We start from the raw sequence: 18,495 nt of genomic DNA on the forward strand, positions 1-18,495 counted from the left end.
GCCACGTCAGCGGCAAAGATGGCCGCGAGGCGACGTTGGACGCTTCCTTCGGTCATGTAGCGCATTGCCTTCACAACAGGACAAGGATTGTACGGGCGACCGCCGGCCGAGTCCACGAGCCGGAACGTCGAGGATGGGTCGTCATAAGCCGGAATTCAACTAAGACACTAGCGGCGCGAGGGAGGCGTTGGTCGCGATGTACGCGAACGTGAACCAAGACCGCGCATTGTTTGCTTGCTATGGTGAAGCAGCAGCCGCTGGTGCGTGGGTCTCTCGTTGAGTGGGAGCGCCAACGGCGCAATACCTACTGGTTGTGAAGGTCTGATTTTGACCCAACGGCGAATATCGGCCGTTGAGCATGCCTTTGCGATCGCCTGAAAGCGGACGTTGGCGGCGACCACGCTGGAGGTCGCTGTTGGCCCATCAGCCGACATTCTGGTGGCATGGTTGGCGCGACCCCCCAAAGAACCGGAAGAGCGGCCTTGGATCGGTTGATCTGGGCGCATATGATCCTGACGCCTTGGAGGGGACTCGGATGGAAATCGGCCGCGTCGAGCGCAAGCTCTCGGCGATCCTTGCGGCTGACGTCGCCGGGTACAGTCGGCTGATGGGCGCCGACGAGGAAGGTACCCTCGACCGCTTGAACAGCCATCGCCGTGAGCACCTCGATCCCTGTATTGCCAGGCATCGCGGCAGGATCGTCAAAACGACGGGCGACGGGCTGTTGGCGGATTTCGCCAGTGTCGTCGATGCGGTGCGCTGCGCTGTCGAGGTGCAGGCAGGCATGGCAGAACGCAATGCCGCCGTTGCAGCCGACGAACGGCTCGAATTCCGGATCGGCATCAATGTCGGCGACATCATCGAACAGGACGGCGACGTCTTCGGCGAGGGGGTCAACATCGCCGCCCGTCTTGAGGGGATCGCGGAGCCGGGCGGGATCTGCGTTTCCGCACGCGTGCAGGAAGATGCCGCGGGAAAGATCGGCGGCCTGCGCTTTGAAGATATGGGCGAGCAGGCGCTGAAGAACATCTCCCGGCCGATCCGCGCCTATCTTTTGCGCCCGGATGGAGCAAAGCAGCTCGGCCCATCGCGTCCAACGGAGCGCCTGCCCGACAGGCCGGCGCTTGCGGTGCTGCCGTTCCAGAACATGAGCGGCGACCCGGAGCAGGACTACTTTGCGGACGGCATCGTTGAGGACATCATCACGGCGCTCAGCCGCTTTAAGTCGTTTGCGGTTATCGCCCGCAATTCGAGCTTCGTCTACAAGGGCAAGGCCATGGACGTGCGGCAGGTCGCCAGGGAGCTCGGAGTCCGCTACGTGCTCGAAGGCAGCGTGCGACGCTCCGGCGAGCGGCTGCGCATCACTGCACAGCTCATCGAGACGATAGCCGGGGCGCATCTTTGGGCCGATAGGTTTGATGGTGTCGTCGCAGACGTGTTCGATGTGCAGGACCGCATTGCCGAAAGCGTTATCGGCGTCATCGAGCCGCAGATCCGACAGGCCGAAATCGAACGCTCCCGCAGGCAACGCCCGGAAAGCCTCGATGCTTACGATCTCTACCTGAGAGCGCTGTCGAAGACGTACAGCGCGCGGCCCGAGGACAACGCCGAGGCCTTTGAGCTATTCATGCAGGCAGTCGCGCTCGAACCGCACTACGCGGCGTTCCTCATCGGTGCCTGTTTTGCCCTCGAGTTCCGCATTGCCATGGGCTGGCCCGAGCTTACCGGCGACGACCGGTCAGCTTGTCTCGGTCTGGTGCGCCGCGCCCTTGCCGATCCGCAGGGCGATGCGACCGTGCTGGCGCAATGCGGACTGACGCTGGTGACCATGCGGGAGTACGACCGAGGCATGCAGATCGTCGCCAATGCCGTCGAGGCGAACCCCAACAGCCAGTTTGTGCTGATGGTCGCAGGCATTGCCGAACTCCATTGCGGGGATCTGGAGGACGCACTCACCCATAGCCGGCGCGCGATCCTCATGAGCCCGGGCGACCCTACGGCGCCGTGGCCCATGACAACGATTGCTCATGTGCACATGGCGCGTGGCAACTATGTCGAAGCGCTGAAAGCCGCGGAGCGGTCAATGGCGTTGAACGCAGGCCTCGACCCGACTTACTGGATGCTGATCGCGGCAAATGCACAGCTCGGCCGAATGGATGAAGCACGTCGCTACCTGGCAAAATTTCGGACACTCGCGCCCGACGTTACCATCGCGAGCATCAGGGCAGGACTGCCGGAATACGATCCATCGCGCATGGCAGCGATCCTCGAGGGCTTGCGCATCGCAGGGCTGGAAGAGGGCTAGCCATTGCGCGGACAAGACCCCCGTGGTCGAGGTATGATGCAGCTCCTCGGCGAGGGCGATCGCACACCTCCGAACGTCCATCGCCCATGGCCGCTTTGCGCCTCATTTCGGTCGCGATGACCTGCGTCGCCATTTCCTAGAAGCGGACATGGCGGTGTTGACGCTCGAGGTCGTCATTGCGCCATTTCGAGACCTTCCTGACAGTAGCCGACAATGTCGCCTTTCGGACTCAAAGCCACCGTGTCCTTCAAGGGGATGGGAGTGGTACCTTCGCCTCGAATCACGCCTTTCGAAATGGAGCGGTCTTGCCCTTGCGTCTGTGCTATGTCGGATAGTGAAGGAGGGGCAGGGTGAACGAGATCCGCAAACTTGCGGCGATCCTTGCTGCTGACGTGGTCGGCTACAGCCGGCTCACCGGCGCGGACGAGGATCGCACCCTGGCTCGGTTGCGGACACTGCGCAGCGACCTAATCGACCCCACGATCGCCGTGCATCATGGTCGAGTGGTCAAGCGCACCGGGGACGGCGCCCTCGTCGAGTTCCGCAGCGTGGTCGACGCGGTGCGCTGTGCCATCGAGGTGCAGCACGCCATGCTCGAACGCAATGCCGACGTGCCTCCCGATCGCCGAATCGAGTTCCGCATCGGCATCCACATTGGTGACGTGGTCGAAGAGAGCGACGGCGACCTGATGGGCGACGGCGTCAACATTGCGGCGCGTCTGGAGGGCGTTGCTGCCCCCGGCGCCATCTGCCTTTCGGAGGATGCCTACCGGCAGGTCAGAGCTAGGCTCGACCTCTCCGTCACCGACCTCGGCAACACCCAACTCAAGAACATCGCTGAACCGATACGGGTCTATTTGTTGGAGGTCGGCGTCACGGCCAGGGCAGGCATCGTCGCGCCTCAAGCTGCGCCCGCTCAACCTGCCGCCGCCAGCCCGGCCGCGACGACAGAGCTTCCGGAAAAGCCTTCAATTGCCGTTCTGCCTTTCACAAACATGAGCGGCGACCCCGAGCAGGAATACTTCTCTGACGGCATCACCGAGGACATCATCACGGACCTCAGCAAGGTCGAGGCCCTAGCAGTCACGGCGCGCAACACAACCTTTGCCCTCAAGGGTAAGGCGATGGACGTGATTGAAGCGGCCCGGCAATTGCGAGTTTCGCATGTGCTGGAGGGCAGCGTGCGCAGGGCGGGTAACCGCGTTCGCATCACCGCGCAGCTGATCGACGGGGGCACTGGGCATCATCTGTGGGCCGAGCGCTACGACCGCGATCTCAATGACATATTCGCACTCCAGGACGAGATCGCGCGGGCCATCGTCGATGCCCTGAAAATCCGCTTGATGCCGGCCGAGCGCGCCGCCATCAGCAAGCGCACGACCGAGAACGTCGAGGCCTATCAATATTACCTAATGGGACGGCAGCATTTCTTGCGCCTCGGCCGCCGCAATCACCTTTCCGCTCGACGCCTCTACCAGAGGGCACTAGAGATCGATCCCGACTATGCTCAGGCGCGGGCTGGGCTAGCGCTGGCTGAAGGCATGCTGCTGAGATCTGGTGATCCCAGCGCAAACGCTGTCACTTTGCGCGCCGAGGCGGAGCGGGCGCTGGCACTGGACTCGACGCTGGCAGAAGCCCACGTGGCCGACGCGATAGCGCATTTCCAGAAGGAGCAAATCGAACTCGCAGGCGCCGCCTGCCGGCGAGCAATCGCGCTTGATCCCAATCTCTACGAGGCGCACAGGACCTTGGGCGACGTGCTGCGAATGGAGCGCAAGTTTGCCGAGGCCGCGCGCGCCTTTGAGAAGGCGGCGGAGGTTGATCGCAACAGCTATGGTGCGATGTGCATGCTCTGGGATTGCCGCAAGACCCTGGGTGACGAGGCGGAAGCCCACAGGCTTTCAGGGGAGGTGCTGGTCCGCATCGAGAAGGCCATGCAGCTCTATCCCGATGACGGGGCCGCCTATGCCTATGGTTGCTACATCCTCCATAATCTCGGCCTGGACGACCGCGCCCTCGAGTGGGCCCAGCGCGCGATCACCATCGACCCGGAGGACTATAACAGCCACTACAATGTCGCGTGTTTCCTGGCGGCGATCGGCGCCGTCGAAGAGGCGATCGACACGCTGGAGCACTGCGTGCCGCAACTCTCATTGCAACAATTGCACTGGATGGCGCAGGACGTGGATATGAATCCTCTGCGCGATCATACGCGCTATCAGGCGCTGATCGAGCGCCTGGAGATCGATTTGGCGAAGGCGGAAGGCCAATCAGGAAGCGGGCCCGAAGGGCGGCTTTCTGGAGCTTAGAGCCACTTTCCGTGTGGAATCGCGACGACGGCTTTGGGTCAGACGACGACGATGCCCACGTCCTCCTGAATGTCCGGTTTTGACGGTCCGCAACGTGAAGTTTCCAGTCTGCTGTCGGCCCCAAACGCGACGTCCGAGTGGTGGCTTGGCGATGTCCGTATTTGGCGCAAGCGGACCTAACGTGCGACAGCTTAGTTGTGGTCCTTTTTGACAGGCGAGCGAACGCAAAACTGCCCGCAGCAAGGCTAGCGCTAAAGCATTGATATTGCTGTCGCCAAAACCTGGGGATTTTTTGGAGCTACTCCCCAGGTTTGGAGAATGTCGGACATTTGGAGAGCAGTTTGGGGGAATGGTGTACCTGCCTGTCCCCGGCTTTTGGCCGTACATCCCGCAAACGCTGGGCTTCCGGGAAGCCATGAAGGGACCGGAGAATTGTTTGGACTTTGAAGGTGGTAGAGGGAAAGGCACTGGAAACCAACCTTCTCCACCGGGTTCGATAGTTTGATCCGTCCGGGTAAGCCTCGCCGCTGGCACGCGAAGCGTAAGCGGCCACATCGCGAGCGCCTCCTCCTTCTCCTATCGGCGGAAATGTCTGACGCCATCTGGCCACAAATGTTATCTTTGTCGATCCGTCCTCGATTGAGAAGGATCGTATCAATGGATGATTGGAGAATCGGGGATATCCGGGTCACCAGAATTCTGGAGATGTGCGACCCTCTGCGGACGCCATCGGAATGGTTCCCGGACTGCACCGACGAAGCACTCGAACCGCATCTTCATTGGCTCACGCCCCGATTGATATCGCCGGCAACCGGCCGGCTTATTTTTCCCATCCAGAGTTTTCTGGTTCGCACCGGGCGCCATACCATTCTGGTCGACGGTTGCGTTGGCAACGACAAGACGTGCGCATACTTCCCGCATTGGCATCGCCGCAATGACGGCGCCTTTTTGGAGCGGCTGGCGAATGCCGGTGTTGCTCCTGAGCAGATCGACTATGTGCTGTGCACGCATCTTCATATCGACCATTGCGGCTGGAACACACGATTGGTGGACGGGCGTTGGCCCGCTGGAACATTGGCGAAGGAATGCAGTTGGTGTCGCTGCAGATGCCGCCGCGTGGTGCCTGTGGGCGATCGGTGGCAACACCTGATCGGCCGCCGCTCCTTTACGAAGCGGCTTTGCGCGTGAGCCAATCCTGCAGCAAAGGCCTAGGGATTGGAACGACCAACAGGAGGCAGTCATGAAGCACCAGACACTCGATCAACTCCAGTCAGTCGCGGACATCAGTCCGCTATCGCCGGCTCTGCTGGCTACAAGGACGCAGCGAATAGAGCGGTGGGCGGAACTGCTCGACCGAAATCCGACGCGCTCCCTTGTGGCTCTCACCGGAACTGAGCATCTGCATCCCTCTGTCCGCGGAGAAGCGCGCGCGGTCGGATCGGCGATCAGTGTCGCCTTTGACGATCCGCTGCTGCGTGCATCGGGCATGCAATCGGATACCTACGGGGAAGCCAGACGCTTCTTCGAACTCTCCGATTGGCAGTTGCATGAGATCGTCTGCAGTTGCCACACCGGCGCCACCATGCAGGCTGGCTGGGCCGCCGGGCGTGTCCGCAGGGTTCTCAATGGGAGCAAGATATTGGCTTGGCTGAGAAAAGGATTCATGCCGTACTGAAACACAGCGCTTGCGCCTGAAGAAGCATGCAGGCTCCAGTCAGAGATTGCGTCCGCTCCGCGAAGGCATGGCTGACCTCAATGGAGCAGGGCGGTCGAGTTGCTTGCGACCCGTTTCAAGAAATGACGTTCACCATTGCTTAGTGGACCTCGTCAGGGTCGCGAATAGCGAGTACCAGCGCCAGTTTCGACCAACCGGACGGCAGCGCCCGCGTGACCAGGCGGGGTTACTTATCCTCGGTGCGTCACATGTGGCGCTTCGTCAGCGGTATAGCCGCCAACCCCTCCACAGCCGTTTTGACGCTGCGAAAAGCTCGAGGCGTGAGGGGGCAATTTGGCCCAGGAATCCCGAAAACGGACCTTCCGCTTTCGGCCCACAAGCAGACATCTCGGCCGGCTCGAGGCGGCCGCCGTGATCGATGCCCAACCAGCCTCGCTTTACCGCCTGGGTCGGCTGCGAATATCGCCCCCCGTGGAATACATCTCAAAATGTGACGTGAGCCACAATCTTGGCGGGCCTTGCCGTGGGAACTTCCGTCACGATCGGAACCCGGAAGGCCCTCAAGTTTCGCGCTTTGGTGGTTGATCCCGGTATGGCTGCCTCCGCAGCAGCGATGTCCTTCGCGCTGACTTGAAGCAACTGACATGCTCCTTTTTCATCCCAGAGGTTCTTCGCAACCACGCTCCCAACGGCACCTGTAATGGCACTTGGCGCCACATCGTCGGGAGCTACCTGTCGGGCTTTGATCAGCGCTTTGATCGCTTCACCTAGAATCGCGGCAGAATCGTCGAATTCGATTCCGCGAACTTGGTCAAACCGGCTCTCTGTGCTGCCGTCTACTATGCAGTGATGAGCGATAAAGACCCAATCATGGACCATATAGGCAGGCGCGTAGCCCCAAGGCGATAACCCCTTGAAGACCTGTGCGATTTTCGGGATCGATCCGCCGTCAGTGTACATGAGACCCGGCTGGATTGTACTCCCCGGGGAAGATGGATCTGAGCGGTGGAAGATCAATGGATCCCGTGGGTCGGGCACGAACAGAAAATTTCCGTCACCCGAATTGTTGCCCTCTCCGACCCACATGACGAACAGACTTCCCGATAGTTGGCCGGTGACAAGTTTCTGGTAATCGACCGAACTGCATCCAGCCGCCATGGCAACGAACAATGCCAATAGGCCGAAGGTAGTTCTTGTCAGAACACTCGCCGCATCGATCCTCATACGCCCCCTTAACACTGCGATTCACAAGGAATGCCGTCCTTGTCGCGGTCGAGCTTCCCGCCCCACGAGCAGTTGGCCAGATACCAGTTTGCTTCCTCGCACGAACTGATCTGTGGGCAGGTTCGCCGCGGCTGGCAGGAATAGCTCTGCGCCACTTGGTTGTTGATGATCCCGAGGGGCTGGGTAATCGCTGGTGCCTTGTCTGCATGCCCCGCACGCCAATCCCAAGGCGCTTGAAACTTTCCGACCCAGAGTCCGACCTTTGCCGCCCTTGCCTTCGCCTGTTGCCCTGCATAGGCCCCGAGGCTGTAGCGGGGCCAATCCAGCGCGTGGCCGTGCTCCACCATCCAAGATGCCACGCTGGCGCCGTCAGCACGCTTGCAGTCGCTGACGAAGCGGCCATAGCGGTCCCAGGAGACGAAGGAGCACTGCACGGGCTTGGAGGTCGCAAGGAACCCGTCGAGCGCCTCGGCTGCTCGTCGGCCGCAGGGATACTCGAACCCTTTGGCGTCATCGCAATACTGCTTGCTCTCGGGGGCGTCGATGCCATTGAAGCGGATGCGCTGCCCGTGGATCTCGATCGTGTCGCCGTCGATCACAGACGCAATACCGGCGATCGAAGCCGGCTTCGGGCCGAACCAGTTCGATGGATTGATCTCTGGCAAACTTTCGCTGTGCTGGATGGCGGTCTGTGCGACTAGAGCGCCGGCCGCAACCGCAGTCACCAAGATCAGACGCAGCGGCACGCTCGCCCATCGGCGCGCACGGCTATGCCTGGCACCTGTTCGCTTCAGCCAGTCGTCAGAGCGATTGTCGTATCGGTATTTGTCCACGCCCTCTTCCCCGAAGAGAGGATGCGACTGTTTCGACAAAGAGTCCAGAAGACGAATGGCATCGCCCAATGAACGTTACCTAACGACCTGGAAAGCACGTGTCGTAAACCGTTGATTCAACCATTGCTGGTATGAAATGGGTGTGTGGGAGCGGCTCCGACAGTGCGGCTGGGGGGTGCTATGCCGGAGCCGCCTGCGCAGTCAAGTTGGGGTTTAACCGCGCCGTCCTATTTTGGGACAGCGCGGTCAATGATCCGTTAAAATTTTCCGGAACTAATCAAGCGCATGCTAATTAACTCGCCGGGTTGTGGGTGTGTTGATGCTGCGTTTGAAGTTCGTCGAGCCTCTGTTGCCGACTCTTGTGAGAAGCCTCCCGATGGCGACGACTGGATTCATGAAGTCAAATTCGACGGCTACCGCTCTCAGATCATCATTGACCACGACGTGCGCATCTTCACGCGCAACGGACTGCTTGGCTGAAAGCAAAATGCCATGCCATCGGCGAGTTCGATCTGTTGGGGTGGAGCGCGAGGCCGGCAAGCCAGCTTTCGCCCTATTGGCCGAACGAGGCACCGGGCGCTATGTCGGCTCGGCCTTCATCACCTTGAACCGGGATATGCGCGAACGGCTCTGGAAGGGCGTCCAAGACCACGCCGGCACGGCGCCGAAGGGAATGAAGCGGCCAGCCCAATGGGTCAAGCCCGGGCTCGTTGCCACAGTGAAGCACCTACGCGGCGAGGAGGACAGGACCGCGGCACGCTTCGCTGCAGGATTTCCGCGAGGAAGCTTGAGGCCCTTCCAAGCGCCCAACAACGTATTTGGGGGAGCCCGAGGAGCATGCTACCAGCCCCGATTTTCGTTCGCGCAAAAGCGACGGCCAATTGTACGGCCCGAGGACGCTGACAAGCTCGCCAGCTTGTCCGATCGGTTAGGCAATCGCCGACCGCGCAAACGCATTGCGAATTGCCCGCGCCATGGACTCGACGGCCTCTCCACCCGAACGCATGTTTTGGTGCATTACCACCCTTGCGGCATCGGTATCGCCGAAGCCGTCCGCCAAGGTGAGTTCCCGGCAGCCGATGGGAATGTTGCTGCGCGAGAACGGCGCGATTGCCAGCCCGGACTGGACGGCGACCCCGAGGTTTCCGATGGTGGAGCACCGAACCGCCACCCGGTAAGGCAGGCCCCGGATGTCGAGCAGCCGAATGGCGAAATCGGAACATTCCGGGTCGTCGGAGATAGCAATCGGGATAGGCCTTTGTTCGTGCAGGGCATGAGCATCGGACGTGATCCAGACTGTGGGATCGGTCATCAGAACCTCGCAGCCGGTGAACTCCTGCCACTCGAAGACGACCGCCAGGTCGAGCTCGTCAGCCGCCAAGGCCTGCTTGTTTTGCTTGGATCTGCCGTAGCGTAACGAGACCTCGACCTCGGGATGGACCTTTGCGAACGCTTCAAGCGCGGGGGGCAACACGGAAACACCATACTCCTCCGGAATCCCGAGGCGAACCCGGCCGATGAGCGGCGGTGCGCCCATAGATGCGGTCGTCTCGTCGATGAGCGAGACGATGCGCCGGGCATTCGAAAGCAACTGATCGCCTTTCAGCGTCAGCGCGACGCCACGCGGACCACGCACGAAGAGCGGCGTGCCAATCTCCTCCTCAAGCCGCTTGATCTGCATGCTGACTGCGGACTGCGTTCGATGCACGGTCTCCGCTGCCCTGGTGAGGGTACCGGTGTCGGCGACGGCGAGGAAGGTGCGCAGCAACTCGGGGTCCAGCGGGTGGAGCATTGCCTGCCTTGGGTATCACGGTTGCTGATAGCTGCAATCATCACAATTCACTTCTCGAATGTCAAACCGGCTTGTTATCTTCCGCCCATCGATCTTGTGGCGGCTACAATGACCAGTGCAGCGGCACCCCTCTTGAATGTCCAACCTCCGTCTCGCCCCGCTGACGAGACGAACCGGTCGACGTCCCAAGACGACCCGGAGGTCTATATTGACATTCTCGCTAAGCATGACGACCACCTGATCCGCGATATCGGCCGGACGCGGGAAGACCTGCTGGGATTGGCGAAAGCCTTCTGGTCGGAGTGGTTGAAACAGAAAACGCCCTGGCAGCTTTAGTCCGGCGGCTGCGTTATGCGCGTCTCGCCGAGGATCTCCCACAACTGTGGAACGCGTGTGTGATGTCGTCACGGGAAACCCCGATGTCGCTGAGCATGTCGTCTGGTGACTCGCTGAGCTCGTCGGTTGCCTTCAACTGCGCCTTCTGTTCGGCTCGATGATGGAGCCAATCGGCAAGGGGACCAACTACGACAAGAGGAAGGTTCAGAAGCATAGGAACGTTCACAAGCATCGGAGTACTCCCTTCACCGCTGCAGGAAACTACACGCAGCAAGCTAGGCCGATGCGTCGATGCGTCTGTGACAAAATTCACAGATGCCTGAGGGTGGCGGGCTTTTCGTTTAGTGGAGGCTAACAGCGCGATCAGCGAGCATAACTCTGGATGTGCGGGTGATCGATATTGCAGTGGACGCGAAACTGGAAGGCGGAACCCAAGGCATTCCGGGCAGGAACTAGGGCTAATTTCTCTTCTTCTTCTGGAGGAGAAGGATAAGCAATACGGTGCGCATTGCCTCATGCTCCCGGCTATCAATCTCGACAGTCCAGTCGTCGCCGCGCTTGTGCCACGAGAAATCCGAAGCGCGCAAAGCCTCGCGAAAAGTCTCCGGGTGAATGCCCGCAGCGTTCGCCATTTTTGCTGCGTTAGTCAGTTCGGCCATGCCAATGCCAGTGCTCGGAAGGGCACAACGCACCTTGCCGCCACGGGTTCCTGGGACGGAATGGAATCGCTGTCGGAGGGAATGGCCGGTGCGACCCGGGGCTCTCGCTTGGGGGTACAGGCCGAACCGGTCACTGCGGGATTGATCGATCTCCTCCCCGCACTGCCCAAGGTATTACATATTAGCAATTGCGCAACTAACCCTATCGGCCTACCCCAGCCTCAGGCGAGGAATGACGGCTTGGTTTTTCCCGCTTATCAAAGCTCACCTAGAGCGCGCCAGGATGTTTCGGACGTTCGAGACCTCTCACTGTCCGCCGCGGGCTGTTCGAACGCCTCGGTTATTCAAGGCAGTTGCCACCCCGCGCAGGCTGGCAATGCCGCAGCGACGGATGGATTCGATAACCGGAAGGACGGTTTCGGCTAAACGATCGGCAGCCTCCACCGAGATCTGTCGCCCCTTGGCGGCCGCCTGCGCGGGATTGGTTGGATTGCCGAGTTTCCTGCCGGTCATCTTGCGAGAGGCGAGCGCGGCCTTGGTGCGTTCCGAGATGAGACGCCGCTCCTTCTCGGCCAGTGCCGCGTAGAGGTGCAGCATGAAAGGGTCGGCATCAGCTCCGAGCTCGGCGACGATGAAAGGAACGCGCTGAACCATGAGTCCGGCAATGGAGGCAACGTCACGCGACAGCCGATCAAGCTTGGCAACAATGACCGGGCATTTGGCCTGGCGCGCCTTGGCGAGGGCGGCTGCCAGCTGTGGGCGCCTGTCCAGGGCATCAGAACCCTTGCCGGTCTCGACCTCAGTGAAATCGTGGAAGATCGCGATGCCTTCGGTTTCGGCGAAGCGGGCGACTGCTGCACGCTGAGCGTCGATGCCAAGCCCCGAACGACCCTGCCTCTGCGTTGAAACGCGATAGTAGGCAACGGCGCTGTCCATGGCTCGGTTCCTCTGCGGGTGTTCAAACTGCAAACCACCGTTTGCAGTGTGCTCACTCCGATCAAATACGCAAGCTAACGCTATGATGCGGCTGCATTTTCCGCGATCTCCTGGCTTGTGGTCACGCGGTTCTCTGGAGGTGCCAAAGGAGGAGTGTTCGTTATCCCGCCGCCCTGCTATTATTGCTCGTCTAGCAAAAAAGACCTTTCGATGGAGCGTGTGTCGTGCCCGTTTCATATGACCTAACTGGAAAGACAGCCGTCGTAACCGGCGGGGCCAAAAGCATCGGCAAAGCAATTGCAGAGCGACTCCAGTCCTCTGGTGCGACAGTGCACGTGTGGGATCGAAACTCGAGTGAACTGAAAGGCGCGGTATCAACACAACTCGACATCACCAAGCGCGATCAGGTTAACCAAGCAATCAGCGAAATAGTTAGTCGCGGCGCGCGTATCGATGTTTTGGTCAACAATGCGGGTTATCTCGGGACGCTTCACCCATTCGATGATCATGAACTCGCAGACTGGCGAAGCATTATCGAAACAAACCTGATCGGCACCATGCAGGTAACGCAACTGGTGCTGCCACATATGCGCCGTTGGGGCGGCGGGCGCATCGTGAATATGGGATCGCTAGCAGGCAAGGAGGGTCTAGCCAATCTTGCGGCTTATTCGGCATCAAGCGCAGGCATCGTCGTCTTCACGAAAGCTCTCAGTCGCGAAGTTGCGGACGCCAACATACGCGTTAACTGCGTCGCCCCGGGACCGATCGACACCGACATGATCCGAAACCTCGGAGCAACCGCAGTAGAAGCCATGATCGGCGACAGCCCGATGAAGCGCCTTGGTAAAGTGGAGGAGGTTGCACACATGGTTGCCTGGCTGTGCTCGGATGCCAGCGATTTCAATACCGGTGCCGTTTTCGATATGTCTGGTGGGCGAGCCCGCTATTGAGTGCAAAATGTGTCGGCCGAAGCCAATCCATTAGGGCAAGGGTGCGCCCTTCCAATAATCTTTGGGTGACCAGGACCATCGAACACGCTTGGAGGCTTCCTTGACTTCTACATTCAATGTCGGAAAAGCCGGAGGCTATGAGCAACTGATGGGCCGGTGGAGCAAACAGCTGGCACCGCTATTTATCAATTTCGCCGGATTGTCTGACGGTGAACGAATCCTGGACGTTGGATGTGGTACCGGCAGTCTAACGTTTGCCCTTCCGAAGGCGGACAATGTGCAGGAAGTTGCAGCGATAGATTTCTCCCCGGTTTTCGTAGAAGAAGCTAACCGGCTCAACACCGACCCGCGGATCCACATCCAGCAGGGCGACGCGACCTCGTTATCGTTTCCCGACGAATACTTCGATCGAGCCCTAGCGCTGCTTGTTTTGCATTTCGTTCCCAAAGCGGCTCGGGCGATCGGAGAGATGCGGGACCGTCAAATAAGGCTACGGTTTCCTCCTTGCTGCCGCCAAGGATGCGATAGGCTTCAACAGCTGCACAGCGCCCGGTATCCGCTGTGCAATCCAATGATGGACGGCCGCTCGTCCGCATGACCTGTCGCTACTATTGTGGATCACCTGCGCTTTGCTGGCGTTCGCCGGCTCAGTTCCCGCAGTGGGTACTATGCACGTGATGTAGGACCAGAGCTAATTTAACTGCGAGTCTCCTTAACGCCCGACACCACGCCCTTGAATGGAGACGATGAGGTCACGGTGTCGAGCATTGCGCACATTTTGTCCGGACCGTCAAAATTGAAGCCTAGACATCTCTGATCAGCGGCGCAGGCCAATACGCAGTCGGCATAGCCGCTCCGCACATTCGCGTAAGCGCCCCCAACGACTACGGTGTCCTTGCCGAAAACGAGGGTGGAGTACTGGAGATTCGCCTTGATTGCTCCCTTCGCCGCCATCACTGCGTCAGGACTCCTAACCAAAATTGACCCGTTACTCTTCATGAAACAGGCGGAGTGCTTCTTATCGTAGGTGAGTGCTAAGCAGCGGCGATCTGCTTCGCATTGGGCCTGGCACTGTTTAAGCGAGACATCCCAAGCAGGCATAGCCGGCAGATCGTTTCCGATCGCGTCCCATCCTTCCTGCTGTACAGACAGTTCTTCGGCCGCGGCGGTTGCTTCTTTTCGCTTATTGTCCATGTCGAAATCGCTTGGCGCGAAACTTACCTCGTCCAGCCAGGGGCAACGGCTGGCGAGTTCTCGCGCCGAATTGTCGTCAAGGCCCACTGATGAGAGTGTCTCAATCGATGATACCGGTGCCTGCGGCTTCGACGTAGGTGAGGGTCTGTTGGCAAGACTTACCTGAACCTCGACTCCGGTGTTTGCCTATAGCAGGGCAAAGGACGGTCCGTGACCGGGATCACGGAACCCAACGCCTGGTTCCGCTTTTATGGCCCCATAGCAACCATGACGCGGGCATGGCGGACTTTAGGGGAGCGATCACATGACCCGGATGATGCCGGTGACAACCTACATCGTGAGCGTGTTTGAGGCACCGAACTGGCGGATCGTCTTGACCACGACAGACATAAACAAGGCTCTGGCCAAGGCAAAGGAAATGGGCGCCCAGGCGCGGGTCGAGCGGCGCGTTCAATACAGTTAGCCCCATATCCGGGGGGCATTGCCAGATCATCCGGGCATGAAGGCAGGGACCGCCGGCTCGCAGCGTTCGCACTGGTCTGAAATTCCGACAGGGGGGATGTCGCGGAAATAGGCCGCAATGGCTTGCGCGGCGCGGCATTGAGGCGAGTCCGAACGCCAACGGGAAGGCCAAGGGTGCGTGAGTGAGTGGCCCGGCTCGGGCTTCCTTGACGGGGGAGCACGGGTGCCGGGCCTCACCGGCGCGGCCTTTGATGCAGCACCGGCTGGTGGAGATCTATACGCTTCTGCTAATGTAAGCGGAACACACCCAAAGGGTGGAGCATGATCGACAAGCAGGCAACAACCTATCTCGTCAGCGTGTTCGACAAACCCCACTGGCGGACCATACTGACCACCAAGGACAAGGCCGAAGCGGAATCGATGGAAAAGGCGATGGTGCAGGACGGAGTTAAGGCGCAGATCGAGGAGATCACGCCGAAGCCGAAAAGGCGCTAGGGGCAAGCCGGCTCCCCCAAAAGGGAGCGCTTGTTGACCATTCCATCGAACGGGAACATCGTGCCAGGCGGAGCGTAGCAACTCCCGCGGTTGGCCCTTGCCGGGCCATTGGCATGCCGGTCGACTGGCAGCCGCTGCCCGAAGAGTACCGCCTCGAGCGGGAGCGGGCGGAGCAAGACGCCACGGCGAGACACCGCGCACAGTCGGCAGAACGCTTCCTGCGAGCCACAGCGGGGCGCCAGAACCCGAACGGCACATCGGGGGTGTAGTGGGCGCCGCCTCCCAGCGCATCAAAGTGATCGAAGACACGCTGCGAACGCATGGTTTGATGAACTAAGGCCGCGCCGTTTATACAGACCCTTAGGGACAAGAATGGCTTCTAATGTATTTTCTGGTTTTCGGACCAGTGCGTTGCCGGAGAGCCTGGGTCCAGATACCGGCCGATCGCGCGTAGGTAGGCGACTATCTCGGGCAGCAAGAAATCGCGATCCCCAAACTCTTGCCCTATGCGCGCAAGTTCGTCCGCTGCCGCTACCATCTCCTCGACCTCACCGAGTACGTAGCCACGGTGACCGACGGCGCAGATATCGCATCCGGCCTCGATTACCTTGTTGACGAAGGCCGGTATGTCGCTCGCCTTCATTAGTCGCCGGTTACGTGTCATCAAATATGCCTATTCGCTGCTTTGAGGCGTGGCCCATTTCTTGTCGGCGCAGGGGGGCCCAGCGGCATAGGGGCCGGGACTTGGGGCGTCTGCCGCTGGGCCTGACCAGTCTGGCTGGAACGAGGCGCGGTGCTGGCTGACTTAAGAATGAGCGCCATCAGATTTTAAGGCAATTGGCATCGCCGCATACGTTCGTTCATCGAGCTTCAGCCAATTTGCTTAGAGGCAACCTGCGTTCGACCTAAGTCTTGCGACGAAGGGAGCCGCGCGCGGCAAGCGACCAAGCCCGCGCTGCGTGAATGGGGCGACGGTCGGGCCCGCGCTCCCTTTCGATAAGCAGCGCGGGCCGCTTACAATCGAACCTTGTTTCAATCAATCCTCCGACGCGCCTAGTGCAAGCCGGAATGCGTAGCGTGATCTGGCTGTTCGTGCCACATCACCTGTAGCAAGTCGCGCCAAGGTAGCGGCCGAGGCGGAAGACGCCTCTCATCTACTAGCTCCAGCGCTATATTTTAGTTTAGCAATATCTCCGTAGCAGCTTGACAACCTACGATAGCGCGGGCCAGTTTCTGGCGTTTGAGGGATCAACCGGGGGATACCCATGAAGAAGACCTACGAGAAGCCTGTGCTGATTCGCGGGCAGAGGCTTTCCGCCATTACCGCTGAACCAACTGCGTCTGTAGTTGTTCTCCCGCCGCCGAGCTGACCTAAACGCGTAATACAAATCTTGGCATTGCCCGCTGGCTCTGGTCGGCGGGCTTTTGCGTTCAGCCCTTTATGCTGGGCTCCGGCCGCTTCTCCGCCTGGTCGAAACGATAACCGCTGTACCGTGGCGACGATAGCCGTTGCCAATGCTTCGGCCTCGTGGATCAAGTCCGGTCCATAAATCCCGTTGACCATTTCCTCGCTGGGCAGCACACCGGGCGGGCAATTGTTTTCGATTGTCTCTCTGATCAGCCGCAGGGCTGCCCGGCATTCTGGATCGTTCTTCATGGCGATTCGAACATCGACGCTCGGTAAAAGTTCCGGAACCATTTTAGCTAAAACTAATTGAATCGCGTAGTTGCGAGTCCGTTGTATGCGTTTGAAGTTCGTCGTGCCTCTGACGCCGACCCTCGTTGAGAAGCCTCCCGAAGGCGATGGCTGGATTCACGAGGTCAAGTTCGACGGGTACCGCTCGCAGCTCATCATCGACGAAGACGGGACACGCATCTACACGCGCAACGGCCATGACTGGACAGCAAGTATCGCGACCTGGTGAAGGAAGCCGCGACCGTCCGCGCCGAGAATGCCATCATCGACGGCGAGATCATCGTACTCAACGACAAGGGTCTGTCCGACTTCGCAGAACTGCGGAAGGCCATCACGCGCCGCCAGCATGAGCTCTATTCGTGGCCTTCGATCTTCTCCACCTGAACGGCCACGACCTGCGGGACATGCCGCTGGAGGACCGCCGCGAAATCCTGGCCGAGATGATCCCAAGAGGCAGCCGCATTCAATTCAGCGAAGCTCTGCCGGGCACCGGCGCCGCGGTCTTTCACCTTGTCGACAAGGCCGGGCTTGAGGGCGTGGTGTCGAGACGCAAGGACAGCCGGTACCGCAGCGGGACGTCGACCAACTGGCTGAAGGCGAAGTGCCACGCGATCGGCGAGTTCGATCTGCTCGGCGTCGAGCGTGAACCAGGCAAGCCAGCCTTCGCGCTGCTGGCCGAGCGCGGCACCGGGCGCTATGTCGGCTCGGCTTTCATCACCCTGAACCGCGAAATGCGCGAACGTCTATGGAAGCGTGTCCAGGAGCGCGCAGGGACGGCGCCAAAGGGCATGAAGAGGCCGGCGACGCAATGGGTCAAGCCGGAGCTGATAGGCCGTGTGAAGCACCTGCGCGGCGAGGAAGACTTGCGGCATGCGTCGCTGCAGGATTTTCGGGAGGAAGGCAAGCCCATTTGATGTTCACAGCTTCATGTGCGCCGCCTTGATCGTCAGCAGCAAACCCTTAGAGGGGGTCACTATTGGACGCGAAAACCGCCTCTCAGGGGGGTCACTATTGCGCGCGAATTTACAGTCAGACTGAACCGGCTGATGGCGGTTTCCGCACTGCTTGCCGCCGCCGCCAATGCTTGCCTGCTACTGCAGCCCGGCCCTCTAGGCATCGTCGCTGCCCGCATCCTAACCGGCGTTGCGTTGGCCGGTGTCTATCCGCCGGCGCTGAAGCTGGTCTCGACCTGGCTCATACGACAAAGGGGCCTCGCACTCGGCGCCACCATCGGTGCGCTGACACTGGGCTCGGCACTGCCACATCTGTTTCGGGCCCTCACCGGTTCGTTCGACTGGCGATCAGTGGTGCTTGCCGCAAGCGCCGCGACGCTCATCGGATCTGCGATTTTCTGGTTCTTCGCCAGCGAGGGACCGCATGCATTCGGCAAGGCGATCTTCGATCCGCGCCAGATAGGCGCAATTTTCGGGGACCGGCCATTGCTGTTGGTCAATATCGGTTATCTCGGCCACATGTGGGAACTCTATGCCATGTGGACATGGTTGCTCACATATGCCCGGTCTGCGCTCGAAGTGCAGGGGCAACCGTCGCCGGCTTTTGCATCACTGCTGACGTTCTGCGCCATAGCGGCGGGTGTCGCCGGCTGCCTGCTTGGCGGCGTGTTGTCTG

At 60.2% G+C, this 18,495-nt stretch carries 17 protein-coding genes and 2 pseudogenes; 11 read left to right on the top strand and 8 right to left on the bottom strand.

What is annotated here, in order from left to right; translation table 11 throughout:
* Nucleotides 1-415 precede the first annotated feature (415 nt).
* The 4 genes from AC1D1L_RS32425 (at nt 416) to AC1D1L_RS32440 (ending at nt 6,289) form a co-directional block, all read left to right on the top strand.
* A complete protein-coding gene (locus AC1D1L_RS32425; RefSeq protein ID WP_477345560.1) occupies nt 416-2,305 on the top strand; it encodes an adenylate/guanylate cyclase domain-containing protein in 1,890 nt (629 codons plus the stop codon).
* Nucleotides 2,306-2,655: 350 nt separating this feature from the next.
* Nucleotides 2,656-4,614 (top strand): TPR end-of-group domain-containing protein, encoded by a 1,959-nt coding sequence (locus AC1D1L_RS32430; protein ID WP_477345561.1) that lies wholly within the window; start codon nt 2,656-2,658, stop codon nt 4,612-4,614.
* A gap of 657 nt (nt 4,615-5,271) precedes the next feature.
* Nucleotides 5,272-5,802, top strand: a complete 531-nt coding sequence (locus AC1D1L_RS32435; protein ID WP_477345563.1) for an MBL fold metallo-hydrolase — start codon at nt 5,272-5,274, stop codon at nt 5,800-5,802.
* Nucleotides 5,803-5,854: 52 nt separating this feature from the next.
* The gene (locus AC1D1L_RS32440) at nt 5,855-6,289 is read left to right on the top strand and encodes a hypothetical protein (RefSeq protein WP_477345564.1); all 435 of its coding nucleotides are present in this window, start codon (nt 5,855-5,857) and stop codon (nt 6,287-6,289) included.
* A gap of 483 nt (nt 6,290-6,772) precedes the next feature.
* Here AC1D1L_RS32440 and AC1D1L_RS32445 read toward each other — a convergent pair whose 3' ends face one another.
* From AC1D1L_RS32445 to AC1D1L_RS32455, 3 genes are all read right to left on the bottom strand, one after another.
* A complete protein-coding gene (locus AC1D1L_RS32445; RefSeq protein ID WP_477345565.1) occupies nt 6,773-7,513 on the bottom strand; it encodes a hypothetical protein in 741 nt (246 codons plus the stop codon).
* 8 nt (nt 7,514-7,521) lie between these two features.
* Nucleotides 7,522-8,415, bottom strand: coding sequence for a thermonuclease family protein (locus AC1D1L_RS32450; protein ID WP_477345566.1), 894 nt, complete (start codon nt 8,413-8,415; stop codon nt 7,522-7,524).
* Nucleotides 8,416-9,274: 859 nt separating this feature from the next.
* Nucleotides 9,275-10,138 (bottom strand): LysR family transcriptional regulator, encoded by an 864-nt coding sequence (locus tag AC1D1L_RS32455; RefSeq protein WP_477345568.1) that lies wholly within the window; start codon nt 10,136-10,138, stop codon nt 9,275-9,277.
* A gap of 108 nt (nt 10,139-10,246) precedes the next feature.
* Between AC1D1L_RS32455 and AC1D1L_RS32460 the strand changes: the two genes are divergently transcribed.
* Nucleotides 10,247-10,474 (top strand): hypothetical protein, encoded by a 228-nt coding sequence (locus AC1D1L_RS32460; RefSeq protein ID WP_477345569.1) that lies wholly within the window; start codon nt 10,247-10,249, stop codon nt 10,472-10,474.
* Between the two features lie 458 nt (nt 10,475-10,932).
* On the opposite strand, the gene AC1D1L_RS32465 is transcribed toward AC1D1L_RS32460, so the two are convergent.
* Together AC1D1L_RS32465 and AC1D1L_RS32470 are read right to left on the bottom strand one after the other, a co-directional pair.
* Nucleotides 10,933-11,133 (bottom strand): hypothetical protein, encoded by a 201-nt coding sequence (locus AC1D1L_RS32465; protein ID WP_477345570.1) that lies wholly within the window; start codon nt 11,131-11,133, stop codon nt 10,933-10,935.
* A gap of 306 nt (nt 11,134-11,439) precedes the next feature.
* Nucleotides 11,440-12,069: a recombinase family protein gene (locus tag AC1D1L_RS32470; protein WP_477345572.1), complete on the bottom strand. Its 630-nt coding sequence runs from the start codon at nt 12,067-12,069 to the stop codon at nt 11,440-11,442.
* Nucleotides 12,070-12,293: 224 nt separating this feature from the next.
* Here AC1D1L_RS32470 and AC1D1L_RS32475 point away from each other — a divergent pair, with 224 nt between their 5' ends.
* Both AC1D1L_RS32475 and AC1D1L_RS32480 read left to right on the top strand, forming a co-directional pair.
* Nucleotides 12,294-13,019 (top strand): SDR family NAD(P)-dependent oxidoreductase, encoded by a 726-nt coding sequence (locus tag AC1D1L_RS32475; RefSeq protein ID WP_477345574.1) that lies wholly within the window; start codon nt 12,294-12,296, stop codon nt 13,017-13,019.
* Between the two features lie 100 nt (nt 13,020-13,119).
* A pseudogene (locus tag AC1D1L_RS32480) lies at nt 13,120-13,494 on the top strand (class I SAM-dependent methyltransferase); the annotation flags it as partial.
* A gap of 221 nt (nt 13,495-13,715) precedes the next feature.
* Here AC1D1L_RS32480 and AC1D1L_RS32485 read toward each other — a convergent pair.
* A complete protein-coding gene (locus AC1D1L_RS32485; RefSeq protein WP_477345575.1) occupies nt 13,716-14,300 on the bottom strand; it encodes a PAN domain-containing protein in 585 nt (194 codons plus the stop codon).
* Between the two features lie 217 nt (nt 14,301-14,517).
* On the opposite strand from AC1D1L_RS32485, the gene AC1D1L_RS32490 reads away from it, so the two are divergent.
* Both AC1D1L_RS32490 and AC1D1L_RS32495 read left to right on the top strand, forming a co-directional pair.
* A complete protein-coding gene (locus tag AC1D1L_RS32490; protein WP_477345576.1) occupies nt 14,518-14,676 on the top strand; it encodes a hypothetical protein in 159 nt (52 codons plus the stop codon).
* A 320-nt stretch (nt 14,677-14,996) separates the two neighbouring features.
* Nucleotides 14,997-15,170, top strand: a complete 174-nt coding sequence (locus AC1D1L_RS32495; RefSeq protein WP_477345577.1) for a hypothetical protein — start codon at nt 14,997-14,999, stop codon at nt 15,168-15,170.
* A 379-nt stretch (nt 15,171-15,549) separates the two neighbouring features.
* Here AC1D1L_RS32495 and AC1D1L_RS32500 read toward each other — a convergent pair whose 3' ends face one another.
* Both AC1D1L_RS32500 and AC1D1L_RS32505 read right to left on the bottom strand, forming a co-directional pair.
* Entirely contained in the window at nt 15,550-15,834 is a 285-nt protein-coding gene (locus tag AC1D1L_RS32500; protein ID WP_477345579.1) for a hypothetical protein, read from the bottom strand.
* A gap of 612 nt (nt 15,835-16,446) precedes the next feature.
* Nucleotides 16,447-16,827 (bottom strand): hypothetical protein, encoded by a 381-nt coding sequence (locus tag AC1D1L_RS32505; RefSeq protein ID WP_477345580.1) that lies wholly within the window; start codon nt 16,825-16,827, stop codon nt 16,447-16,449.
* Between the two features lie 85 nt (nt 16,828-16,912).
* Between AC1D1L_RS32505 and AC1D1L_RS32510 the strand changes: the two are divergent.
* Nucleotides 16,913-17,780 (top strand): annotated as a pseudogene (locus AC1D1L_RS32510) (ATP-dependent DNA ligase).
* 132 nt (nt 17,781-17,912) lie between these two features.
* Nucleotides 17,913-18,495, top strand: a 583-nt coding sequence (locus AC1D1L_RS32515) for an MFS transporter (RefSeq protein WP_477345581.1), incomplete at its 3' end; no start/stop codon positions are given.

It is taken from the genome of Mesorhizobium sp. P2_D6, assembly GCF_056404315.1.

Bases quoted from the DNA above. Each gene is read 5' to 3' on its own strand.
- AC1D1L_RS32435 (WP_477345563.1), top strand. From the start codon at position 5,272: ATGGATGATTGGAGAATCGGGGATATCCGGGTCACCAGAATTCTGGAG.
- AC1D1L_RS32440 (WP_477345564.1), top strand. From the start codon at position 5,855: ATGAAGCACCAGACACTCGATCAACTCCAGTCAGTCGCGGACATCAGT.
- AC1D1L_RS32445 (WP_477345565.1), bottom strand. From the start codon at position 7,513: ATGAGGATCGATGCGGCGAGTGTTCTGACAAGAACTACCTTCGGCCTA.
- AC1D1L_RS32455 (WP_477345568.1), bottom strand. From the start codon at position 10,138: ATGCTCCACCCGCTGGACCCCGAGTTGCTGCGCACCTTCCTCGCCGTC.
- AC1D1L_RS32460 (WP_477345569.1), top strand. From the start codon at position 10,247: ATGACCAGTGCAGCGGCACCCCTCTTGAATGTCCAACCTCCGTCTCGC.
- AC1D1L_RS32465 (WP_477345570.1), bottom strand. From the start codon at position 11,133: ATGGCCGAACTGACTAACGCAGCAAAAATGGCGAACGCTGCGGGCATT.
- AC1D1L_RS32470 (WP_477345572.1), bottom strand. From the start codon at position 12,069: ATGGACAGCGCCGTTGCCTACTATCGCGTTTCAACGCAGAGGCAGGGT.
- AC1D1L_RS32490 (WP_477345576.1), top strand. From the start codon at position 14,518: ATGACCCGGATGATGCCGGTGACAACCTACATCGTGAGCGTGTTTGAG.
- AC1D1L_RS32495 (WP_477345577.1), top strand. From the start codon at position 14,997: ATGATCGACAAGCAGGCAACAACCTATCTCGTCAGCGTGTTCGACAAA.
- AC1D1L_RS32500 (WP_477345579.1), bottom strand. From the start codon at position 15,834: ATGACACGTAACCGGCGACTAATGAAGGCGAGCGACATACCGGCCTTC.
- AC1D1L_RS32505 (WP_477345580.1), bottom strand. From the start codon at position 16,827: ATGAAGAACGATCCAGAATGCCGGGCAGCCCTGCGGCTGATCAGAGAG.